The sequence below is a fragment of the Hymenobacter sp. PAMC 26628 genome (assembly GCF_001562275.1).
Lineage (GTDB): Bacteria > Bacteroidota > Bacteroidia > Cytophagales > Hymenobacteraceae > Hymenobacter.
The window spans coordinates 152,404-172,892 of the sequence record NZ_CP014304.1 but is presented as its reverse complement, the minus strand read 5'-3'; the positions used below and the strand labels follow the sequence as shown (position 1 = coordinate 172,892).

Genomic DNA, 20,489 nt, shown 5'->3' with positions numbered 1-20,489 from the left:
TATTGCGGCAGCGTTACGTGAGTGTTAGGTGTACTTTAACACTGCCGGCCGATTGCTGCGGCCCCGCCGCAAGGGCGCGGCTACGGCAGTGGCCTCCGCCCGCTTGCGGCGCGGCGGCTTAGCAAGCAGACGCGCCGCAAGCGGGCGGGGCCCTCACGGGAACCCAACGCCTTGCCTGCTTGTATCTTTGCTCTATGTTATTCGAACTGCCCCTCGCCCCCACGCCTACTAAGCGCGACATCCGCAAACTTTCGGCCGACGACCTGAAGGCTTTTCTGGTGGAGCACGGCGAGAAGCCCTTCCGCGCCAAGCAGGTGCAGGAGTGGCTGTGGAAGAACGCGGCCGGCTCGTTTGAGGAGATGAACAACCTCTCGCTGGCCACCCGCGAGTTGCTGGGGGCCCACTTCGTCATCAACGGCGTGACGGTGCAAAACCAGCAGCGCAGCAACGATGGCACCATCAAGTCGGCCTTCAAGCTCTACGACGGCAACGTCGTGGAAGGCGTGCTCATCCCGCACGACACGCGGATGACGGCCTGCATCAGCAGCCAGGTGGGCTGCTCGCTAACCTGTAAATTTTGCGCCACCGGCTACATGGACCGCAAGCGCAACCTCGACGCGGCCGAGATTTACGACCAGGTGGTGCGCATCCGCGAACAGTGCGAGGGCCAGTACGGCACGCCGCTCACCAACATCGTGTACATGGGCATGGGCGAGCCGCTGCTCAACTACGCCAACGTGGTGGAAAGCGTGCGCCGCATCACGGCCCCCGACGGCCTGAACATGGCCCCGCGCCGCATCACCATCAGCACGGCCGGCATCGCCAAGATGATCAAGAAGCTGGCCGACGACGACGTGAAGGCCAACCTGGCCCTAAGCCTGCACGCGCCCACCGACGCCAAGCGCAACGAAATCATGCCCATCAACGAGGCCAACTCGCTGGCTGCGCTGAAGGAAGCCTTGCAGTACTACCACGAGAAAACGGGCCGCAAGGTCACCTACGAGTACATCGTGTTCGAGAACTTCAACGACACGCTGGAGGACGCCGAAAACCTACTTAAAATCAGCAAGTGGCTCCCTTGCAAAATCAACCTCATCGAATACAACCCCATCGAAAACGCGGACTACCGCAACACCGGCGAGGAAAACCTGGTATCGTTCCACCAGTACCTGGCCGACCGCGGCGTGCAAACCAACCTGCGCCGCTCGCGCGGCAAGGACATCGACGCCGCCTGCGGGCAATTGGCGGTGAAGGAAAAGGCCGCCGCGGCCTAAAGGAATTGCTAACCAAGTGCAAGGGGCCCCACCGTTTCGGAAACGGTGGGGCCCCTTGCCTTTGTACCTAGGAAAGCCCGGGGCCCTAATCGCGCCACTTCCCCGTGGCCTGGGGGCGGCCGGTGGCTTTTTCATCTTCCGATTCGCCGGGCTTTATTTCTTCGGTGCGCACGCGCACGGCGTGGACCTTGGGCTGTACTTTTTGGCCGAAGGCATCGGCGAATTCCTGGGTAAACTCGGCCCCGAAAAAAATGATGAGTGAGGAGTAGTTGATCCAGAGCAGCAGCACGATGGCCGAGCCGGCCGCGCCAAATGCCGAGCCGGGGTTGGCATAGCCGATGTACACGGCGATGAGAAGCTTGCCCAGCACAAACAGCAGCGCTGTGATGAAGGCCCCGATGCCCACGTCGCGCCACCGGATAATAGCGTCGGGCAGGAACCGGTAGATGAGGGCAAACAGCAACGTGGTGACGCCCAAGGACAACGCAAAATCGACCACCTTGATGGCCACCACCCCGGCGGCCGGAATCAGGTGCTGCAACCAGCCAGTGAAAGAGCTAAGCACGGCGCTGACCACGAACGATACGAGTAGCAGCAGCGCTACGCTCAGGATGAGGCCGAAGGAGAGCAGGCGCTGGCGGATGTAGTCGCCGATGCCAATGCCCGTGGTTTTCACCTTTAGGTTCCAAATGTCGTTGATGCTTTCCTGGAGCGTAACAAAAAAAGTGGTGGCGGCAAAAATTAGCGTGCCCACCCCGATGGCGGTGGCCAGGCCACTTTTGTTCTGCATGGTAAAGGTGGCGATGCTGTCTTGCAGAAACTTAGCCGATTCGGCCCCCACCAGTCCCTTTAGCTGGCCGTACACCTGGCCCGTCACGGCGTCGTGGCCCAAGAACTTGCTGGCTATCGTGATGACGATGAGCAGCAGCGGGGGCAGCGAAAAAATGGTGTAGTACGACAGCGCCGCCGCGTGCCGGAACGAGTTGTTCTCCATGAACTCGCCGGCCGACGATTTCAACACCTGCACAATATCCGAAAATTTATACGTCGCCATCCAACAGCAAAAAAGTAAGCTCCTATTACGGCCGCCCCGGCCTTTCGTTTGCCAAACAACTAATATCCTGGTTACGAAAGGATTATTTCTCTACTCCAGGCGGCGCAGCTCCCACCGCAGGGTGCGCACCGGCGCGGTGCGCAGGGCCCCGGCCAGCGCCGCGTCGTCGCGGAAGCGCAGCTGGTGCAATTCCACAGCCTCCACGCTCACCGCCAGCGCATCGGCGGCGAAGGGCCAGGGCCGCACCGCGGCGGGCGTGCCGGGGCCCCCGGGCTGGCGCACGTAGCTGGCGTGGGCCCGGTGGCCGGCCGGCAGCGGGCTGATTTCCACCTCGCGGCCCATCTCGGGCAGTTCCTGGCGGCACAGGATGAGTGAGAGCCGGTCGCACCAGTGCAGCAGGTCATAGGCGCGGCGGGCCTCGGCAGGCGTGGCGCCCAGGGCCCGGCCCCAGCGCCGCTGGCTGGCCTTCAGCTCATCGAGGAAAGCCGTGGTGGCGGGGGCGCTGCCGCGCAGCGGCTCGTGCAAGCAGCTCAGGTGCAGGCTGGTGAGCAGGCTGCGCCACTGCCCCTGGAAGCGGGCGGCGTGCAGCAGGTCCTGCGCCTGCGCCAACGAAAACTCCTTTTGCGTGAAATTGGCTGGGGCCCCGGCGGGCGTGAGGCCGTAGTGGCCGCCGCGGCCGTGCCAGTCGGCCTGCTCGTCGTCGTGCTGCGCCACGGCCGCCAGCAGGCCCACCCAGCGGTCGGGGGGCAAAAAAGGCGGCCAGGCCCAGGCCAGCTGGGCGGCGAGCAGCGCGTGGGCCTGCTGGTAGATGATTTGCCAGCCGGCGGGCGTGGGGTTGACGATCATGGCGAAGACGGGGCGAAACCTGGCTTCCCGATACGCCCCGGGGGCCCCGGGGTTGGGGCCGGCGGGGCCCCGGGCGCACCTTTGCGGCGGTTTTCCCGTTTGCAGGGCGTGATTTCCGCCTTTCGCTCGCTCGCCCACCGCAACTTTCGCCTCTACTACGCCGGGCAGTCGGTATCCCTCATCGGCACCTGGATGCAGCGGCTGGCCGTGGGCTGGCTCGTGTACAGCCACACCCATTCGGCCTTGCTGCTGGGCCTGGTATCGTTCGCGGGCCAAATCCCGACGCTGCTACTCGCCCCCTACGGCGGCACCGTGGCCGACCGCTACAGCCGCTACCGCGTGCTGCTCATCACCCAAATCGCCTCGCTCGTGCAAGCCAGCGTGCTGGCCTGGCTGGTGCTGAGCGGGCACTACGCCACCTGGGCCGTGGCCGGCCTGAGCCTACTGCTAGGCACCATCAACGCCTTCGACATCCCGGCCCGGCAGTCGTTCCTCGTGGAGCTGGTGGACGACCGCACCCACCTGCCCAACGCCATTGCCCTGAACTCGACCATGGTGAACCTGGCCCGGCTGGTGGGCCCCGCCCTGGCGGGGCTGCTGCTGGCGCGCTTCGGCGAGGGCCCCTGCTTCGTGGTAAATGCCGTGAGCTTCGTGGCCGTGGTGGCCTCGCTGCTGCTGATGCGCATTGCCCCGCGACCGGTGCGCACCCACCGCCCGGGGGCCCTGGAGGGACTGCGCGAAGGCTGGGCCTACCTGCGCCAAGCCCCGGCCCTGCGCCGCCAGATTCTGCTCATGGCGGGCATTAGCTTCTGCGCCATGCCGTACGGTACGCTGCTGCCGGTGTTTGCCCAGGATGTATTCCACGGCCAGGCCGGCACCTACGGCTGGCTCAACAGCCTCGCGGGCCTGGGGGCCCTCACGGGGGCGTTTTACCTGGCCTCGCAGCCGGCAGAGGCGCGCCGGCCGCAGCTGATAACCTACGCGGCGCTGGGGTTTTGCGCCAGCCTGGTGGGCTTCGCGCTCAGCCCGCAGCTGGGGCCCGCGCTGCTGTTCATTACCCTGGGCGGGGCGGGCATGATGCTCTTCATCGCCGGCACCAACACGGCGATCCAAACCAACGTGGCCGACCACATGCGCGGCCGCGTGCTAAGCTACTACGTGATGGCCTTCCAGGGCGTGCAGCCGCTGGGCAGCTTGCTGGTGGGCTGGCTGGCGCGCCACCTGGGGGCCCCGCACACGGTGCTGCTGCAAGGCGCGGCCGGCCTGTTGGTGGGCCTGGCGTTTTGGTGGACGGGCCGCCCCGCCGACAATGTTCGTCAAACCGGGTTAGGCAGTTTCGATGCAAACTCCTTGTCGAAATCCGCGAAATAGCGGCAATTGGCAAGTAACTTATCGTAGTCAGCTTCGGCTAATAACTCAGCACAGTGGCCTTCGTCATAGTGCTTGCGACAGAGAGCAGTTGCTTCTTTTAGGAATTTCGCGGGGTCAACAATCGTCGTGGGATTGGCTGGCACTGAGCAGGTGCAACCATATTTCTTATCAAACGGCGCAATATCGGCTGCTATTAACGCCTCCATTGCCTGCACGTTAAGCAGAAATACACTTCGCTGCTCAAATCCTCGGTTCATTTTTCGAAAGAACAGCAAGCGCTCTAACCGCTTTTTTCGGTCGCTTTCCGGCGCGTCTAGATCACGAGTGACTACTATCAAATTAGGTCTTTGAAAACGATAGTTAGCCCGAATAATATGCTGAAATTTAGGGCTATCTAGCTGCGCACCCGTAATCTCAGGGCTGATAATGACGAAGCGCACCCACTCGTAGCGCTGCCCCAGCAACGCTTGTAGAGAGTCTGTATCGTTGGGCGACTCGCCCAGTAACCCCACCATAAAATTCGATTTTGCCTCCTCGTGCGTCATGAAACTATTCAGCCTCCGTTTCCTCCAGGTACGAATAGCGCCAGTAGTCGCTCAGGAAACCTACTTCTTTCATGTACACATGGGCCTGCTCCTGCTTTTCCTCACTCAGCTTGTGGAATTGAGTGCCCTTTTCGGGGTCGAGCGAACAGATGGTAATGCGGTCTAGCTCGTCGGCTCCCAGCATATCCAACACCTGGGGCGCATGGGTGGTCATAATAATTTGACTTTCACTTGATGCCTCGCGGATGAGCTGTAGTAGCTTATGTAACTGAGAATGGTGAATGCCCAGTTCAGGCTCTTCAAGGAGAATAATTTTCCTTTTGTCATACACCGTGATTTCGTCAGTATTTTTATTTAGCGCAACAACATCTGGCGCAAGGATCTCGGCTAATATGTAAACCAACCGCTTAGTGCCATCTGACAATAGCCCAAATGAAAGCCATTGGCTATTAACCTGGTATTCCAGCACCAGGCCTTTGATACTGTACTGGTCTTGCATCTCCTGGTAATAAACCTGAAAGTATTCAACGCACCGCACGGCTTGTACTGGGGAGTACAAAGGCAAATAATACGTGAGTCTTTCAGTGTAAGCTGCTATCAGCCGCGAAAGCTGGTACCGCACAGCTTCTCCCGTCATCGGCGGCACAGGTACACCTTGAATCGCCGTAAATCCAAGGCGAACTAATCGATAAAGCGCACGAAAAAGCGCTTGCACGAACTGACTGTTGAGGTCATTTATCCGTCTAGGCCCGTCCTTTAGCGTTACTGTTACGCTTCGTTTTTCTAATATTATTTCCGCGCTCTCGTCTAGAATGGGCAACCCTGTCGCAGGCGTACCGTGCCGTATCAAAATTGGCGCATACGAAGCCAGTAAATAGTTAAGTTGCTCCGGCTTTTCTACGTATTGCTTCTCATTGGCTGAAAGGGTATCGATGTGGACTACCGGTTTTACGAGTGCCTTTTGCGGTTCGAAGGTTAGACCATCACCGGCTTGCTCCTCAAACTCAATCTCGGCATCAACCTTCCCTCCGAATATTCCTCCAAATACGACTTTGCACCCCGCGGCGCCAAAATGCTCTTTTTGTTCGTGCAGGTCAGCCAGCTCGCTTAGCAACGTCAAAAACCTAGTTTTTCCCGCCCCGTTTTTTCCAATGATAATATTCAGCCCCGGCTTAAAATCCGCTTGCGCGTCGCGCAAGGGGGGATAGTTTTGTACCCGCGCCTGCTTGAGATAGGGCGACACGTCGGTAGCAAGCGCCTTCACTGATTTAGCCATTAGACAAAGGCAATAGGTTTCAAAGCGAAGGTAGCTCAGTCGTCTACGCCACCACCAAATCCTTCAAGTGCACCAGCATGTCCTGGGTCATCTTCGCCAAATCGAACGCCGGGGCCCAACCCCAGTCGGCGCGGGCGGCTGAGTCGTCGATGCTGGCAGGCCACGAGTCGGCAATGGCCTGGCGGCCGTCGGGTACGTAGCTGACCTGGAAGCCGGGGATTTCCTGCTGGATGGCGGCCGTGATGTCGGCCGGCGCGAAACTCATGGCGCCCAGGTTGTAGCTGGTGCGCACCTTGATGTGGCCGGCCGGGGCGTGCATCAGGTCCAGGGTAGCCTTCAGCGCGTCGGGCATGTACATCATCGGCAGGTAAGTGTCTTCTTTGAGGAAGCACTCGAAATCCTCGCCGGCCACGGCCTTATGGTAAATGTCCACGGCGTAGTCGGTGGTGCCGCCGCCGGGCAGGCTTTTGTAGCCGATGAGGCCGGGGTAGCGCAGGCTGCGCACGTCGAGGCCGTGGTGGCGGTGGTACCACTCGCACCACTGCTCGCCGGCCAGCTTGCTGATGCCGTACACCGTGTTGGGGTTCATAACGGTGGTTTGCGGGGTGTGCTCGCGGGGCGTGTCGGGCCCAAACACGGCGATGGAGCTGGGCCAGTACACCTGCGGCACGCGGTACTGCACGGCCAGGTTCAGCACGTTCAGCAGGCCGTCCATGTTCAGCTTCCAGGCAAACATCGGGTCCTTCTCAGCCGTGGCCGAGAGCAGGGCGGCGAGGTGGTACACCTGCACCGGCCGGTACTGCCGGATGAGGTCTTCCAGGCGGTCCTTGTCCAGCACGTCGAGCAGTTCGAAGGGGCCCCCGGCCAGGGCGTCCGGGTTTTTGGGGGCCCGCACGTCGGCCGCCACCACGTTGTGGGGCGCGTAGCGCTGGCGCAGGGCGGCGGTCAGTTCGAGGCCGAGTTGGCCGCAGGCGCCGATAACGAGCACGGTGCCGGGTAAGGTGGGGGTGTCGCCGGGGGTGGGGGCCATTGGGGTAGAATAAAGAATAGACGGGAGACGTAAATCGGCCGCAAAGATACCGCCGGCCCGCGCCCGTCAGGCAGGTTTGGTTGGCGGGGCCGCGGCCAGGGCCCCCAGCAGGGCCGCCCCGTTGGGACTGCCCCAGCCGGTGCAGGCATCCCAGCCGGCACGGGCGGCGTAGGCGCCGTTGGTGCCCGTGGTGATGTCGTGCAGCAGCCCGTGGCCCGCCAGCGAGCCGTACAGCAGCGGGTTGAGAAACCCGGCGGGCTTGGCCAGCTTTTGGTTGAAAAGCGCCACCAGCCCGGCCCAGAGTGGGGCCACGGCGCTGGTGCCGCCAATTACCAGGTCCTGGCCGTCCACGCGCACCTCGTACCCCGAGGCCGGGTCGGCGTTGCCGGCCACGTCGGGCAGGCCCCGGCCAGGCCGGGCGGCCTTGGCCTTCGTTGGCTTGGGCAGCGGCAGGCTTTTTTGGTAATCGGGCACCGGGAAGTGGGCGCTGATGCCGCCGCCGGTGGCGCTGTTGGGCCCCGCGTTCCACACCACTTCGCTACTAATTTTGGCGCCGGCCGCCGTCAGCTTGGTGCCGCCGCAGGCCAGCGCAAACGGACTGGAGGCCGGAAAATCGGCGTGCGGCTGCCCGTCGGCCACGCCGTCGCCCGAGCCGTTGTCGCCGGCCGCGCAGCACACCGTCACGCCCAGCAGAGCCGCCGCCTGAAACGCCTGGTTGAACTGGTCGAGGGCCCCCGCGGTCCAGGTATTCTCGGGCCCGCCCCAGCTGATGGAGATAACCGTCGGCTGGTTCACCTGGTCGTGCACGGCGGCCGTCACGGCGTCGAGGAAGCCCTGGGTGGTGTTGGGGGCGAAGTACACCGCGAGGCGGGCCCCGGGGGCCACGGCGGCGGCTACTTCGATGTCGAGCATCACCTCGCCGTCGGCGCCCTGGGCGGTGGTGGGCTGGTTGCGGCCGCCGTCGATGCTCACCGTGGCCACAGCCGGCACGGGCAGTTTCAGGCGGGTGAAGTAGGCCGTCAGGTCTTCCGGCCGAAACCCGCCGCCCAACTCGATGAGGCCGATGCACTGGCCGCGCCCGTCAAGCCCGGCCGGGAAGTTGTAGAGCTTGGCCAGCGCTGGCGGCGTGAACGAGGCCCCCGCCACGCGGGCCACCACGGCCCCCGCCGCGGGGCCCCGCACCTGGAAGTGCGCCCGGGCCTGGGGCCGGTCGTCGAGCCCAAACACGCCCTCCACGATGTCGCCCAGGGCCTTAGGTACCGTCAGGGGGCCCGTGCGGCCCCGGTAGCGCCCGGCCGGCGACTCGTACTGGTGCAAAGCCGTGCCGAAGGCGGTTTCCAACGCCGCTACGGGGCCGGCCAGCACCACGCAGCACTGGGCGGCGTCGGCACGCACCACGGCCAGGCCGTGGGCGGCGGCAAAAGCCGTGACGGCGGCCACGTCCTGCGGGGCGGCGCCCATGCGGGCGGCCAGCTCGGCGCGGGTGAGGTAGGTGCGGGCCGCCGGGGCCTGGTCGGCAAAGGCGCTGGGCGAGAGGGCTGCCGGGGCCCCCTGGGGGCGCAGGCGCACGGTCACTTCCAGCGGCTCGTCGGGCGCGATGGGCCGCACGGCGCGGGCCTGGGGCAAAGCCGTGCGCTCACTGCCGCGCACAATCGTTCGGTTTTGGGGGACTTGCATGGCGAAATGAAGGAGAGTGCAGGGTAGCTAGGGCCCCACGCGGCGAAGAAAAAACAACCAGCTGAGGGCGCGCACGCCCCGCCCGGCCCTGGCTCTACGGTATATTTGGCCACATGTTGGCCCTGTTAAATTGGTTTGTTGCCGGATTTATTGCGCTGGGGGCACTCTTTATTTTGGGATATCCCTACGCGCTGCATTTCGAGAGCCAGCGGCTCGACAAACCCGTAGTCGTGTTCACTGCGCGCATCTGGCGAGCAGCCCTCTGGTCGCTGCTGGTGCTTGTTTTCGCGGGTTTTTTGCTGGTAATGGCGGGCCAATTGGCCACCATGCCGGGTGGCCAGCCAGCGGCTACCCTGGGGGCCCTGGTTTTTGCACTGCTTGGTTTCGGACTGGGTTTTATTATTGGACGATTGCACTACACTTACTGGCGGCACGACCGGCACGCCACCCTGTCCATCAGGCCCCGGGAGCGAAGGGCCGAATACCGGAATGATGGCGTTCAATTCGCATTCGCGCTAGCCGACGTGGTGCAGATAACGGAGCACACCACCCGATCCGGAGGTTCAAAAGGTTCACTTTTCAGCCAGTACGGGTACCAGGTTTTCGAACTGCGAGATGGCACTGAATTGCTAGTGACTTGTTTACTCTATTCTTTGTTGGGGCCCCAGGAGCTTATTCCCGCGGCTCAACGCGCCACGGTGCAGCACCGCATCTGCTGGCTGCCCGGCGACGAATTAAATTCTCCAACTTTGTTCTAAAGTTATCCTCATACCCTCCCCGCCCGCATGTACGCCACCCTCCAGCCCGACCTTGAGCAGCAGCTCCAGGAAATCAAAGACAACGGCCTTTTCAAGAAAGAGCGCGTGATTACCTCGCCCCAGGGCGCGGAAATTAACACCCAGGAAGCCGGCGAAGTGCTGAACTTCTGCGCCAACAACTACTTGGGCCTCAGCTCGCACCCCGAAGTAATTCGGGCCGCCAAGCACGCCATCGACACCCATGGCTACGGCATGTCGTCGGTGCGCTTCATCTGCGGCACCCAGGACATCCACAAGGAGCTCGAAGCCAAGCTGGCCGAGTTTCTGGGCACCGAGGACACGATTTTGTACGCCGCGGCCTTCGACGCCAACGGCGGCGTGTTCGAGCCGCTCTTCAACGAGCAGGACGCCATCATTTCCGATGCCCTCAACCACGCCTCCATCATCGACGGCGTGCGCCTATGCAAGGCCCAGCGCTACCGCTACGCGCACAACGACATGGCCGACCTGGAAAAGCAGCTCCAGGACGCCCAGGCCAAGGGCACGCGCCACCGCATCATCGTCACCGACGGCTCGTTTTCGATGGACGGCACCATCGCCCAGCTCGACAAAATCTGCGACCTCGCCGACAAGTACCAGGCCCTGGTGATGGTGGACGAGTGCCACAGCAGCGGCTTTTTGGGCAAAACCGGCCGCGGCACCCACGAAATGCGCGGCGTGATGGGCCGCGTCGACATCATCACCGGCACGCTGGGCAAGGCCCTGGGCGGGGCCATGGGCGGCTTCACCAGCGGCCGCAAAGAGATTGTAGACATGCTGCGCCAGCGCAGCCGCCCCTACCTGTTTTCCAACACCTTGGCGCCTGCCATCGTGGGGGCCTCGCTGCGCGTGCTGGAGCTGCTGACGGAAAGCACCCAGCTGCGCGACCAGCTCGAAGAGAACACCAAGTACTTCCGCGAAAAGATGACGGCCGCTGGCTTCGCCATTCCCGCCGGTGAGCACCCCATTGTGCCCGTCATGCTCTACGACGCCAAGCTGGCCCAGGAATTCGCCGCCCAAATGCTGGCCGAGGGCATCTACGTGGTCGGCTTCTACTACCCCGTGGTGCCGCAGGGCAAGGCCCGCATCCGGGTGCAGCTCAGCGCCGCCCACACCCGCGCCCAGCTCGACCAGGCCATTGCCGCCTTCGTGAAAGTAGGCAAGGCCCTGGAAGTGTTGAAGTAAGCCGTTAATTATCAGTTGCTCGTTGTCAGTTGTCAGTCCCTTGATGAGCAACTGACAACGAGCAACTGACAACGAGCAACCTAAAAAAAGGCGTCGCCCCCGGTGGGGGCGACGCCTTTTTTTAGGGCCCTGGGGCCCCGGCTACGCGGCCCGGAAGCCGGTAGCCTGACGGATGCTGCGCTCATTGCCGGTGGCCGGGTCGGTGTAGCTGTGGTCGCTCACTTCCACCGACAAGTGCTTGCCAATTAGCTCCTTGGTGTCCAGGTCTTTGCCATCGTGGGGCTGGATGCCCACGGCCGCGTACAGCGACAGGATGATGGGGTGGCCGGCGGGCGAGTTGTAGAAGCGCTGGCTCACGAAGCCGTCGGCGCTTTCCATACGGGCGGCGAAAAAGGGCACGTTCTGGTGCTCGCTGGTGCCTTCTTCAATGCCGGTGATTTCGACTAGGTGGCGGCCGTCGGGCAGGAAGCCTTTGTCTTGGTTTTCGGTGGCAATTTTCATGGTGGGAATTAATTAAACAGGGCGCAACAGGCGCGGGCTTGCTAACGCAGGGCCCCGCGCAGGGTTGGGCCCCAGCCGCTGCTGCCCGCCCCAATTGCGGGCTAAGCACAACCATTAAATATTCAATAAATCTGTTATCTTGGCTACCCCGTTTGTTATTAACAACCAGCGTCATGCATACCCTCATCTTCGCGGCCGGCCGGTATTCCCGACGTGGGATTCCGCGCCCCACTTTTTTTCACCGGCGGCCATGACTCGCCTGTTCTTAGTCGACGATCATTCCATAGTGCGCACCGGCCTGCGGGCCCTATTGGCTACCGAGGCCGACCTGGTGGTGGTGGGCGAAGCCAGCCACGGCCAGGAGCTGCTCGACTGCCTGCCCTCTACGCCCGCCGACGTGGTAATGCTCGACCTTGCCATGCCCGTGCTCGACGGCCTGGCGACCACCACGCGCCTGCGCGCCGAGTACCCGGGCCTGCGCGTGTTGGTGCTCACGATGATGGCCGAGCCCCAGCGTATCGGGGAGCTGTTTGCGGCCGGCGCGCGCGGCTACATGCTCAAAAGCGCTGGGCAAGCTGAGCTGCTGCTGGCCATCCGGGCCGTGGCGGCCGGCGGGCTGTACCTATGTTCAGATTTGGGCCTCTATCTACTGCAGCAAGTACTGGCCCACGCCGCCAGTCCCGCGGCCAAAGCGACTAACAGCCGATATGCTGGCCACCTCACCGCCCGCGAATTGGAAGTGCTGCGGCTGCTGGCCACCGGCCTTACCACCAACGATATTGCCGCCAAGCTCTTCACGAGCAAGCGCACCATCGAAACCCACCGCCAGCACATTCTGGAAAAAACCCAAACCAAGAACACCGCCGCCCTCATTCACCGGGCCGTGACGGAAGGCTTGCTGGACTAGGTGTGGCGCAGCGGCACCCGCGGGGATTACGCAGGCTGCTCAATATAACCATCCAATTTTTCAACCATTTAAATAAAGCGGCTGGCGTAGCACCTCCAGAGCTCTTGCGCTGCCCTCCGTATAGTCCGCATACAAAATCAGTATATTCCCAGGTGAAAAAATTGTACTCGGCTGGTAAGTTTGCAATATCTTCTTCCCTTCAAGCGTTTGCCAGCCAATAGCAAATTCACGAAGCTTGGTTTGTCGCGTCGTCGTACCCAGCGCACCAGTCAATCCATCACCCTGCCCTGCGGAATGCCCGGGGGCCCGGCGCTTTCCCACCACAAGCCCAGCCGTTATGCGTGTCTACCAAGAAGTCTTGCCCAACAGCTGTCTACTCATTCTGACTGATAGCGACGGTTGGGCGGGCCTCGCTCCCCTCGCCCGCGCCCTGCGCTGGGCCATGCGGCAGCCCCAGCGCCGCGTGTGGGTCGATTGCAGCAGCTTGGCCGATTTGAGCGCCCACGCCCTGTTTCTGCTGCGCCAAGGTGCCGACCGCCTACGCCAGCGGGGCGGCTGCCTGGTGCTGTGCCACCCGCCGCCCTCCCTCAGCGAGCCCCGGGCTGAGGGCCCTCCCCCCGGCTACCAGGTAGCTGCCTCGCTACTCGACGCCGACCAAGTATAAATCAGCATTTTGCCACATTTGGAGGTTGCAGCACCGGCCGTTGAGCAAGGAGAAATCCTCTTTGCTCAACGGCCGGTGCTTTGTTCGCCGCAACTCACGCCGCAAACCCGGTAGGGCCCCGGGCTAGGTAGCCGTGGCCACGGCCACGGGCTGGCCGGCGGGGCGGTTGTCTACACCCAACCACTCGCTGAGGCGCGCGGCTAGGTCGGGCGCCTCGAGGCCGCGGTACACTTCGCCGTGGCGCACGAGGCTCATCTGGCCGGTTTCTTCGCTCACTACCAGCACAATGGCGTCGGTTATTTCGGTGAGGCCAATGGCGGCGCGGTGGCGCAGGCCCAGGGCGGCGGGTACACCGGGGTTGTCGCTCACGGGCAGGATGCAGCGGGCGGCTTGCAGGCGGCCATTGGCCACAATCACGGCCCCGTCGTGCAGCGGACTGGTTTTGTTGAAGATGGTTAGCAGCAAGCGCTTGCTTACTTCAGCGTCGAGGCAGTCGCCCGATTCGGCGTAGGTGCTCAGGTCGGAGGCCTGGCTGAAGCAGATGAGGGCCCCGGTGTACTTGTTGCTCAGGCTCTTGGCCGCTTCCACGAAGGGTTCGACGGCCAGCGGCGCGGCGGCTTTCGAGCCCCAGCGCCAGTGCCGCACCCGCTCGAAGGCCGTGGCCTGCCCCACCGTCAGCAAAAACCGGCGAATTTCCTGCTGAAACAAAATGATGGTGGCCAGCACGCCCACGCTCATGAACTCGCCCAGGATGGTGGTGAGCAATTCCAGGCCCAACGCCTTCACTACCAAGTATAACAGGTAAAGCGAAGCCCAGCCCACGGCCACGCTCAGGGCCACCGAGCCGCGCAGCAGCTTGTAGAGCTGGTAGAGCAGCACGGCCACCAGCAGCACATCGGCCGCGTCGGTCCAGCCGAAACGCAAAAAGTCGATGGGAAAAGGGCCGGACACGGGGAAGACGCTGAAGGGTGGGGAAATGACTCGGGGCCCGGCAAGACAGCTAGGCCCAGTAAAGACTCCAAAAACCGACGCCGCGTTGCGAAGAACGCAATTTTTTGCCAGCAAACCGCGGCTAAAATGCAAAAAATGTCCCTACTCAGGCCTTGCTGGCGTCTTCTGGCTTAAAGATATTCAAATAGAGCTGAATTACCTGCGTGGCCCCACCCTGCAAAGCCAGCACGTGCAGGGCCGCCCTGCCGTTGCCAGCAACTGTTCAAAAACGCTGCAAATGGCGGGGCCGGGCCCCGGGCTAGCAAACCACGGCTGCCAGCGCGGGAGGCCACTAGCCCATTGGCGCTTGGCCGGCGGCGCAACACTTTCCCGGCCTGGGCCGCGCGGAGCGCAGGGCCTTTGATGTCATCAAGTTACGGCCGTTATCAACGCAATAAAAGCCCCGGCTACAGATTTTTTTGCTTTTTTTCGCACGCTCTGCCCCAAGCGGTGCGCGCCCGGGGCGGCGTTGCCACCCCCGTTTCCCAACGCCGCGCTAGGTTTCGATGGCCTACGCCACGGGCACGCTGCCGATTACCTCTGACAGCGGCAGCTCCACCGTGAACGTGCTCCCCTGGCCTTCGGCACTTACCACCGAAATCGTGCCGCGGTGCCACTCCACCACCGTTTTGCACGTGGCCAGGCCCAGGCCAGTGGTGTGCTCGCCGCGCAGCCCGGGCCGGCGCGCCCGGGTGAACCGGTCAAACAAATAGGGCTGCATCTCCAGTGGAATCCTGATGCCGTCGTCGATGACGTGGACGCGGACGCAGCCGGGGCCCGGCTCGACCCGTACGGTGATGGTGCCGGCATCGGGCGTGAACTTGATGGCGTTGTTGACCAGGTTGATGAGCACCTGGGCAACCTTGTTCACGTCCAGGTCCGCGTACAGCGGCGCGGCCGGCAGCGAATACGAAAAATGGTGGCGCGTGAGCCGCTGGCCGTGTTCGAGCTGCTCCAGCGGGACGCCCAAAACGTCGCCGATGTTTACCCGGTCGCGCTTCAGCGCCGAGTTGGCCGAGGCCAGGAACTCCAGGTTGATGAGGTCCCGGATCATCTTCACGCTGTCCTGGCTGGTGCTGGCCAGCACGTCGAGCATCTTCAGCATCTCGCCGTCGGGCTCGGGCTTGATCTCCTGGCGGAGGTAATCCGCGATTTGTTCCACCATAATGAACGCGCCGCTCAAATCGTGCGAAAGCATGTCGAGCGTGGCGTTTTTGCGGCTGTTGAACAGGTCAGCGTTTTGCTGGTACTGCTTCGTCACGGTGATGTTGTGCAGCGTGCCGCTCAGCCACACTGTTCCGCTGGCCGTTTTGCGGTAGTACGGGGTGAGGCAAAACCATTCGTCCGGCTGGCCAGGGCTTTGCAGGCGCACCTCTACCTCGTCCGAAATCAGCCCCTTGGACCACATCCGCCAGTAGTGGGCGAGGTACACCCGGTCGTCGGGGTGCAGGCGGCCGAGCAAGGCGGGCAGCTCGTTGTTCACCTGGGCCTGCGTGCCGTGCAGCACCCGCTCGTACGCGGTGTTTACGAACGCAACATGGTGGTCTGTCAGGTTGTACACGAACTGGACCCGGGCGTTGGCTTCCGCTTGTTCCAGAAAAAAGCTGGCAAAATCAAACACAGTGCAAGTATTAGTTTTGGATATGGAGCGGGGCGTAATGAGCAGTATAATAAAGCGGCCCGATTGGGCACGAAGCTCCTCTTTTGTTGACAAAAATACCCACGCCAGATAGCATTATAACAGCGGCGGGCCCGATTCGCTTCCCAGTTCGGAGACAGGGCTGCGGGCGGGAGCCGAATCAAACCACAGCGCAGCTTTATTTAAATATACTTGTAAACAACCGAATTACCTGCGCGGCCTCGGCTGCGTCGTGCACGCGCAGCAGGCGGGCCCCGCCTTGCAAGGCCAGCATGTGCAAGGCCGTGGTGCCGTTGAGGGCGGCCTCGGGCGTGAGGCCCAGGGGCCCGTACACCATTTTTTTGCGCGAAAGGCCCGCCAGCACCGCCCCCCCCAGGGCCCCCAGCTCGGGCAGCCGGCGCAACAATTCGTAGCTCTGGGCGGGGGTTTTGGCAAAACCGAAACCAGGGTCGAGCACCACGTCGTGGGCCCCGGCGGCGCGCAAGGCAGCCAGTCCGTCGCGGAAGAAGCGGAGCAGCGTCAGCACCAGGTCGTCTTCATAATCCGTCAACGTGCTCATCGTCTGCGGGGTGCCGCGCATATGCATCAGCACATAGGGCACGCGCAGGCGGCCCACGGTGGCAAACATGTCGGCATCCAACGTGCCGCCGCCCACATCGTTCACCAGGTCGGCGCCGGCGTGCACGGCGGCCTCGGCCACGGCCGCCCGGAAGGTATCAACCGAGATAAACGCGTCGGGAAACTCGCGGCGCAGGGCCCCCACGGCGGGCAGCAGGCGGGCCAGCTCCTCGGCCACGGGCACGTCGGCGGCGCCGGGGCGGGTACTGTAGGCGCCCACGTCGAGCACGGCGGCGCCGGCCGCGAGCAGGGCCCCGGCACGGGCCAGCAGGTCGGCCTCGGTGGCCACGCGGCTGCCGGCGAAAAACGAGTCGGGCGTGGCGTTGAGGATGCCCATCACCCGTGGCTGGCGCAGGTCGAGCAGGCGGCCGTGGGGGCTCAGGAGTGAATGGGTGAATGAGCGAATGAGCGAATGGGCGGGGGCAAGCGGGTTGGGCAGCATGGGGCGGGTGGGAATGAGCCGGACGGGGCAAGGTGGCCCAATATCCGCCGGGCGGGGCGAACTTGCGGCGGTGAAGGGCCACCATGCCACGGCCACCTTCACGCATTCGCTCATTCACTCGTTCACCCCTTGACCGCCACCCCCGCGCACTACGACCTGCTGCTGGCGCGCTGCCGCCAGCTGTTCCTGGCCAAAACCCACGACTACGGCACCGCCTGGCGCATCCTGCGCCTGCCGTCCGTCACGGACCAGATTTTCATCAAGGCCAACCGCATTCGCACCATTCAGGAGGTTGGCAACCAGCAGGTTTCCGACAGCGTGGACGAGGAGTTTGTGGCCATCGTCAACTACTGCCTCATTGCCCTGATGCAGCTGCACCTGCCCGCTGATACGCCCCTCGACATGGCCCCCGACGCCGTGGCCGCCACTTACGACCGCGAAGCCGCCGAAAACCGCCGCCTGCTGCTGGCCAAAAACCACGATTACGGTGAGGCCTGGCGCCAGATGCGCGTGAGCAGCATTACGGACCTGATTTTGATGAAATTGCACCGCGTGAAGCAACTGGAGAACCTCGGCGGCGCGGCCCAGGTTTCGGAAGGCGTGGAGGGCAGCTACCGCGACATGCTCAACTACGCCGTATTTGCTTTGATTTTGAGCGGGGCCTAGCCCGGGGCCCCGGGCCCGCCGTTTCCTTACCGTCTTTCTCGCCATGCCCATTCCTGTCCCCCACGCCTCGGCTGCCAGCGTGCCGCCCCCGCCCCCGCCGATGGCCCCGCCCCGGCCGCTGCGCTACTTCACCCGCGTGTGCTGGGTGGCGCTGGGGGCCCTGTTCGTGTTTTCGGGGCTGATTAAATTGAACGACCCGGTGGGCACGGCCTACAAGCTGGAGGAATACTTCGAGGTGTTTGCCAAGGACATCAGCCCGTTCTTTTTACACTTTAAGGACGCTGCCCGGTTCCTGTCCATCTTTCTCAGCTCGCTGGAAGTGGTGTTAGGCGTGGCCTTACTGCTGCGCTGGCACCTGCGCAAAACGCTGTGGGTGCTGCTGGCGCTGCTGGTATTTTTCGGCTTCCTCACGTTCTACTCGGCCGCCTTCAACAAAGTGACGGACTGCGGTTGCTTCGGCGATTTTCTCAAGCTCACGCCCTGGGCTTCGTTCACTAAAGACTTGGTGTTGTTGGGGTTGTGGGGCGTCGTGTTCTGGAACCAGCGGTTTTTGCGGCGCACCTTCGCCCCCGGCACCATGGGCCTGATGATGATGACCGTAGCCACGGCCCTGGCCGTGGGCATCGGGATGCGGGCCCTGGGCCACCAGCCGTACTTCGATTTCCTGCCTTATAAGGTAGGCAATAGCATTCCGCAGTTGATAAAGGCCCCCGAGGCGGCCCGCTACCGTTACACCTTCACCCGCAACGGCGAAACCAAGGAATTCGACCAATTCCCAACCGATTCGACCTGGAAGTACCAGGCCATGACGGTGCTGAACCCCGCGCAGTCGCGCCCCACCATCACCGATTTTGCGGTGTATGACCTCGAAGGCAACGACGTGACCAAGCAAATCCTGACCGGCAACAAGCTGGTTATCATCGTCCAAAATAGCAATAAGGCTGACCGCGAGCGGTTCGCGCCCATCAACACCCTGCTGGCCGCGGCTGAGAAGTCGCGCAAGCACATCGACGTGCTGGCCATCACCAGCACCAGCCCGGCCAAGTTCGACGCCTTCCGCCACGACGTGAACCTGGCCGTGCCCTACTACACCGCCGACGCCACCGTACTCAAGTCCATGGTGCGCTCCAACCCGGGGCTGATGGTGCTGCGGGACGGTAAAATCCTGGCCAAGTACCATTACCACGACGTGCCGAACCTGTACGACGTGGAGAAATTGTATTAGGGCCCCATGCTCACCTTTTTCCTCCGCCGCCTGGGCCAGGGCCTGCTCGTGCTGGTGGGCGTGGCGTGCACGGTGTTCTTCCTGTTTAATGTGCTGCCCGGTGACCCCGCCGCCCTGCTGGCCGGCCAGCGCACCGACCTGGCCACCAAGGCCGCCATCAACGCCGACCTGGGCCTCGACCAGCCCCTGCCCCAGCGCCTGGTGGGCTACCTCAACGACGTGTCGCCGCTGGGCGTGCACCCACGCGACTCGGCCGGGCGGGCCCGCTACGGGGGCCTCGCGGTGCTGCCACTGGGGCCCCGGGCGCTGGTGCTGAAGGTGCCGTATTTGCGGCGCTCGTTCCAGAGCAACAAGGACGTGCTCAGCATCTTGCTCGATTATTTCCCCGGCACGCTGTGGCTGGCGCTGGCGGCCATGCTCATTGCCAGCGTTATCGGGGTAGGCCTGGGCGTGCTGGCGGCGCTGCGGCCCCAGTCGGCGCTGGACCGAACTCTGGTAACGACCTCGGTGCTGGGAATTTCAGTGCCGTCGTTCGTGGCAGCTATCCTCATCGCCGTCACGTTTGGCTTTTATTGGAGCCACTGGACGGGCCTGAGCCTGACCGGCCAACTGTTTGAAACCGACCCGTTCACGGGCGAGCAGCACCTGGTGCTGCGCAATTTGCTGCTGCCGGCCGTGGCGCTGGGCGTGCGGCCGCTGGCGGTCATCACGCAGCTCACGCGGTCCAGTATGCTGGATGTGCTGGGGCAGGATTACATCCGCACGGCGCGGGCCAAGGGCCTGAGCTACCGCGCCACCGTGCTGCACCACGCCCTGCGCAACGCCCTGAACCCGGTGGTCACGGCCGTGTCGGGCTGGCTGGCCTCGCTGATGGCGGGCGCGTTCTTCATCGAGTACATTTTCAACTGGAAGGGCCTGGGCACCGTCACGCTGCGGGCCGTCGAGAACCTCGATTTTCCAGTCGTGATGGGCGCCACGCTGTTCGTAGCGGCGCTGTTCGTGCTCATCAACATCGCCGTGGACGTGCTTTACGCCGTGCTCGACCCGCGGGTGAAAATCACGTAACATCGTTACCAGAGAGCAGTTAAAAGGAAGCAGTGGGCCCCCAGGGCGTCATGCTGAACGCAGCGAAGCATCTTTGCCGCGGCAGTAATCCAATCGATTGGGTTAGTTGCGCAAGGAAGATGCTTCGCTGCGCTCTGCATGACGCCCTGGGGCTCTATTGCTCACTGCTCACTGCTAATTAAAAATGCACCTTTCCTTACTCGGCATGCCCGGCTCGGGCAAAACCACGCTGGGCCGGGCCCTGGCCCAGCACTTCAACTGGCGGTTTCTGGACCTGGACGCCGAGATTGTGGCGCGGGCTGGGCAGGCCATTCCGGTCATTTTTGCCGAGCACGGCGAGGCCTATTTCCGGCAATTGGAGGCCGAGGCGCTGCGGGCCGTAGTGGCCCGCCCGGGGCCCCTGGTGCTGGCCACGGGCGGCGGTACGCCCTGTTTCCACGACAACATCAACGTGCTCAACGCCAATACGTTCACGCTGTGGCTGGATGTGCCGGCGGCCGTGCTGGCGCGGCGCCTGGAGCGCGGCGGCGCGGCGCGGCGGCCGCTGCTGGCCGCCGCGGGGCCCCAGTTGGCCGCGTCGCTGGCCGAAACCCTGGCGGCCCGCCAGCGGTTTTATTCGCAGGCCCGCTTACGCTTTGCGGAAACCCGCGTGCCGCTGGCCGCGTTGTTGCCCGCGTTGGCCCAAGCAGGCTTTCCGGCCGGGGCCCCCGTTTAGGC

General features: G+C 63.3%; 20 protein-coding genes. 10 read left to right on the top strand and 10 right to left on the bottom strand.

Annotation, left to right across the window (positions count from 1 at the left end; genetic code table 11):
• Nucleotides 1-194 precede the first annotated feature (194 nt).
• Complete coding sequence (gene rlmN, locus AXW84_RS01140; protein WP_068227522.1) at nt 195-1,274, top strand: 23S rRNA (adenine(2503)-C(2))-methyltransferase RlmN; 1,080 nt, start codon at nt 195-197, stop codon at nt 1,272-1,274.
• A gap of 85 nt (nt 1,275-1,359) precedes the next feature.
• Here the strand turns inward: rlmN and AXW84_RS01135 are convergent, their stop codons facing one another.
• Both AXW84_RS01135 and AXW84_RS01130 read right to left on the bottom strand, forming a co-directional pair.
• On the bottom strand, nt 1,360-2,328 hold the full coding sequence (locus AXW84_RS01135; protein WP_068227517.1) for a YihY/virulence factor BrkB family protein: 969 nt from the start codon (nt 2,326-2,328) through the stop codon (nt 1,360-1,362).
• A 90-nt stretch (nt 2,329-2,418) separates the two neighbouring features.
• Nucleotides 2,419-3,174: a DUF3891 family protein gene (locus tag AXW84_RS01130; protein ID WP_068227515.1), complete on the bottom strand. Its 756-nt coding sequence runs from the start codon at nt 3,172-3,174 to the stop codon at nt 2,419-2,421.
• A 108-nt stretch (nt 3,175-3,282) separates the two neighbouring features.
• On the opposite strand from AXW84_RS01130, the gene AXW84_RS01125 reads away from it, so the two are divergent.
• Entirely contained in the window at nt 3,283-4,545 is a 1,263-nt protein-coding gene (locus AXW84_RS01125; RefSeq protein WP_082774082.1) for an MFS transporter, read from the top strand.
• On the opposite strand, the gene AXW84_RS01120 is transcribed toward AXW84_RS01125, so the two are convergent.
• The 4 genes from AXW84_RS01120 to AXW84_RS01105 form a co-directional block, all read right to left on the bottom strand.
• Complete coding sequence (locus AXW84_RS01120) at nt 4,491-5,090, bottom strand: DUF4276 family protein (protein WP_068227511.1); 600 nt, start codon at nt 5,088-5,090, stop codon at nt 4,491-4,493. The genes AXW84_RS01125 and AXW84_RS01120 overlap by 55 nt on opposite strands.
• Before the next feature lie 4 nt (nt 5,091-5,094).
• On the bottom strand, nt 5,095-6,366 hold the full coding sequence (locus tag AXW84_RS01115) for an AAA family ATPase (RefSeq protein ID WP_068227507.1): 1,272 nt from the start codon (nt 6,364-6,366) through the stop codon (nt 5,095-5,097).
• A gap of 43 nt (nt 6,367-6,409) precedes the next feature.
• Entirely contained in the window at nt 6,410-7,396 is a 987-nt protein-coding gene (locus tag AXW84_RS01110; RefSeq protein ID WP_068227503.1) for an NAD-dependent epimerase/dehydratase family protein, read from the bottom strand.
• Nucleotides 7,397-7,462: 66 nt separating this feature from the next.
• The gene (locus tag AXW84_RS01105; protein WP_068227498.1) at nt 7,463-9,073 is read right to left on the bottom strand and encodes a S53 family peptidase; all 1,611 of its coding nucleotides are present in this window, start codon (nt 9,071-9,073) and stop codon (nt 7,463-7,465) included.
• Between the two features lie 113 nt (nt 9,074-9,186).
• On the opposite strand from AXW84_RS01105, the gene AXW84_RS01100 reads away from it, so the two are divergent.
• The gene (locus AXW84_RS01100; protein WP_068227495.1) at nt 9,187-9,831 is read left to right on the top strand and encodes a hypothetical protein; all 645 of its coding nucleotides are present in this window, start codon (nt 9,187-9,189) and stop codon (nt 9,829-9,831) included.
• Between the two features lie 27 nt (nt 9,832-9,858).
• Nucleotides 9,859-11,055 (top strand): glycine C-acetyltransferase, encoded by a 1,197-nt coding sequence (kbl, locus tag AXW84_RS01095; RefSeq protein ID WP_068227492.1) that lies wholly within the window; start codon nt 9,859-9,861, stop codon nt 11,053-11,055.
• A 141-nt stretch (nt 11,056-11,196) separates the two neighbouring features.
• Here kbl and AXW84_RS01090 read toward each other — a convergent pair whose 3' ends face one another.
• Nucleotides 11,197-11,556: a hypothetical protein gene (locus tag AXW84_RS01090; RefSeq protein ID WP_068227489.1), complete on the bottom strand. Its 360-nt coding sequence runs from the start codon at nt 11,554-11,556 to the stop codon at nt 11,197-11,199.
• Nucleotides 11,557-11,806: 250 nt separating this feature from the next.
• On the opposite strand from AXW84_RS01090, the gene AXW84_RS01085 reads away from it, so the two are divergent.
• Both AXW84_RS01085 and AXW84_RS01080 read left to right on the top strand, forming a co-directional pair.
• Nucleotides 11,807-12,463: a response regulator transcription factor gene (locus AXW84_RS01085; protein ID WP_068227486.1), complete on the top strand. Its 657-nt coding sequence runs from the start codon at nt 11,807-11,809 to the stop codon at nt 12,461-12,463.
• A 337-nt stretch (nt 12,464-12,800) separates the two neighbouring features.
• Entirely contained in the window at nt 12,801-13,127 is a 327-nt protein-coding gene (locus AXW84_RS01080; RefSeq protein WP_068227484.1) for an STAS domain-containing protein, read from the top strand.
• A gap of 123 nt (nt 13,128-13,250) precedes the next feature.
• On the opposite strand, the gene cdaA is transcribed toward AXW84_RS01080, so the two are convergent.
• The 3 genes from cdaA to folP form a co-directional block, all read right to left on the bottom strand.
• Nucleotides 13,251-14,078: a diadenylate cyclase CdaA gene (gene cdaA, locus AXW84_RS01075; RefSeq protein WP_068227477.1), complete on the bottom strand. Its 828-nt coding sequence runs from the start codon at nt 14,076-14,078 to the stop codon at nt 13,251-13,253.
• A gap of 550 nt (nt 14,079-14,628) precedes the next feature.
• Complete coding sequence (locus AXW84_RS01070) at nt 14,629-15,738, bottom strand: PAS domain-containing sensor histidine kinase (RefSeq protein ID WP_068227473.1); 1,110 nt, start codon at nt 15,736-15,738, stop codon at nt 14,629-14,631.
• Between the two features lie 196 nt (nt 15,739-15,934).
• Nucleotides 15,935-16,816 (bottom strand): dihydropteroate synthase, encoded by an 882-nt coding sequence (gene folP, locus AXW84_RS01065; protein ID WP_068227471.1) that lies wholly within the window; start codon nt 16,814-16,816, stop codon nt 15,935-15,937.
• Between the two features lie 129 nt (nt 16,817-16,945).
• Between folP and AXW84_RS01060 the strand changes: the two genes are divergently transcribed.
• The 4 genes from AXW84_RS01060 (at nt 16,946) to AXW84_RS01045 (ending at nt 20,487) form a co-directional block, all read left to right on the top strand.
• Complete coding sequence (locus AXW84_RS01060) at nt 16,946-17,482, top strand: DUF1599 domain-containing protein (RefSeq protein ID WP_068227469.1); 537 nt, start codon at nt 16,946-16,948, stop codon at nt 17,480-17,482.
• Nucleotides 17,483-17,525: 43 nt separating this feature from the next.
• Entirely contained in the window at nt 17,526-18,707 is a 1,182-nt protein-coding gene (locus tag AXW84_RS01055; protein ID WP_236943215.1) for a BT_3928 family protein, read from the top strand.
• Between the two features lie 6 nt (nt 18,708-18,713).
• Nucleotides 18,714-19,772, top strand: a complete 1,059-nt coding sequence (locus tag AXW84_RS01050) for an ABC transporter permease (RefSeq protein WP_068227467.1) — start codon at nt 18,714-18,716, stop codon at nt 19,770-19,772.
• Between the two features lie 184 nt (nt 19,773-19,956).
• Entirely contained in the window at nt 19,957-20,487 is a 531-nt protein-coding gene (locus AXW84_RS01045; RefSeq protein WP_082773615.1) for a shikimate kinase, read from the top strand.
• Nucleotides 20,488-20,489: the final 2 nt, after the last annotated feature.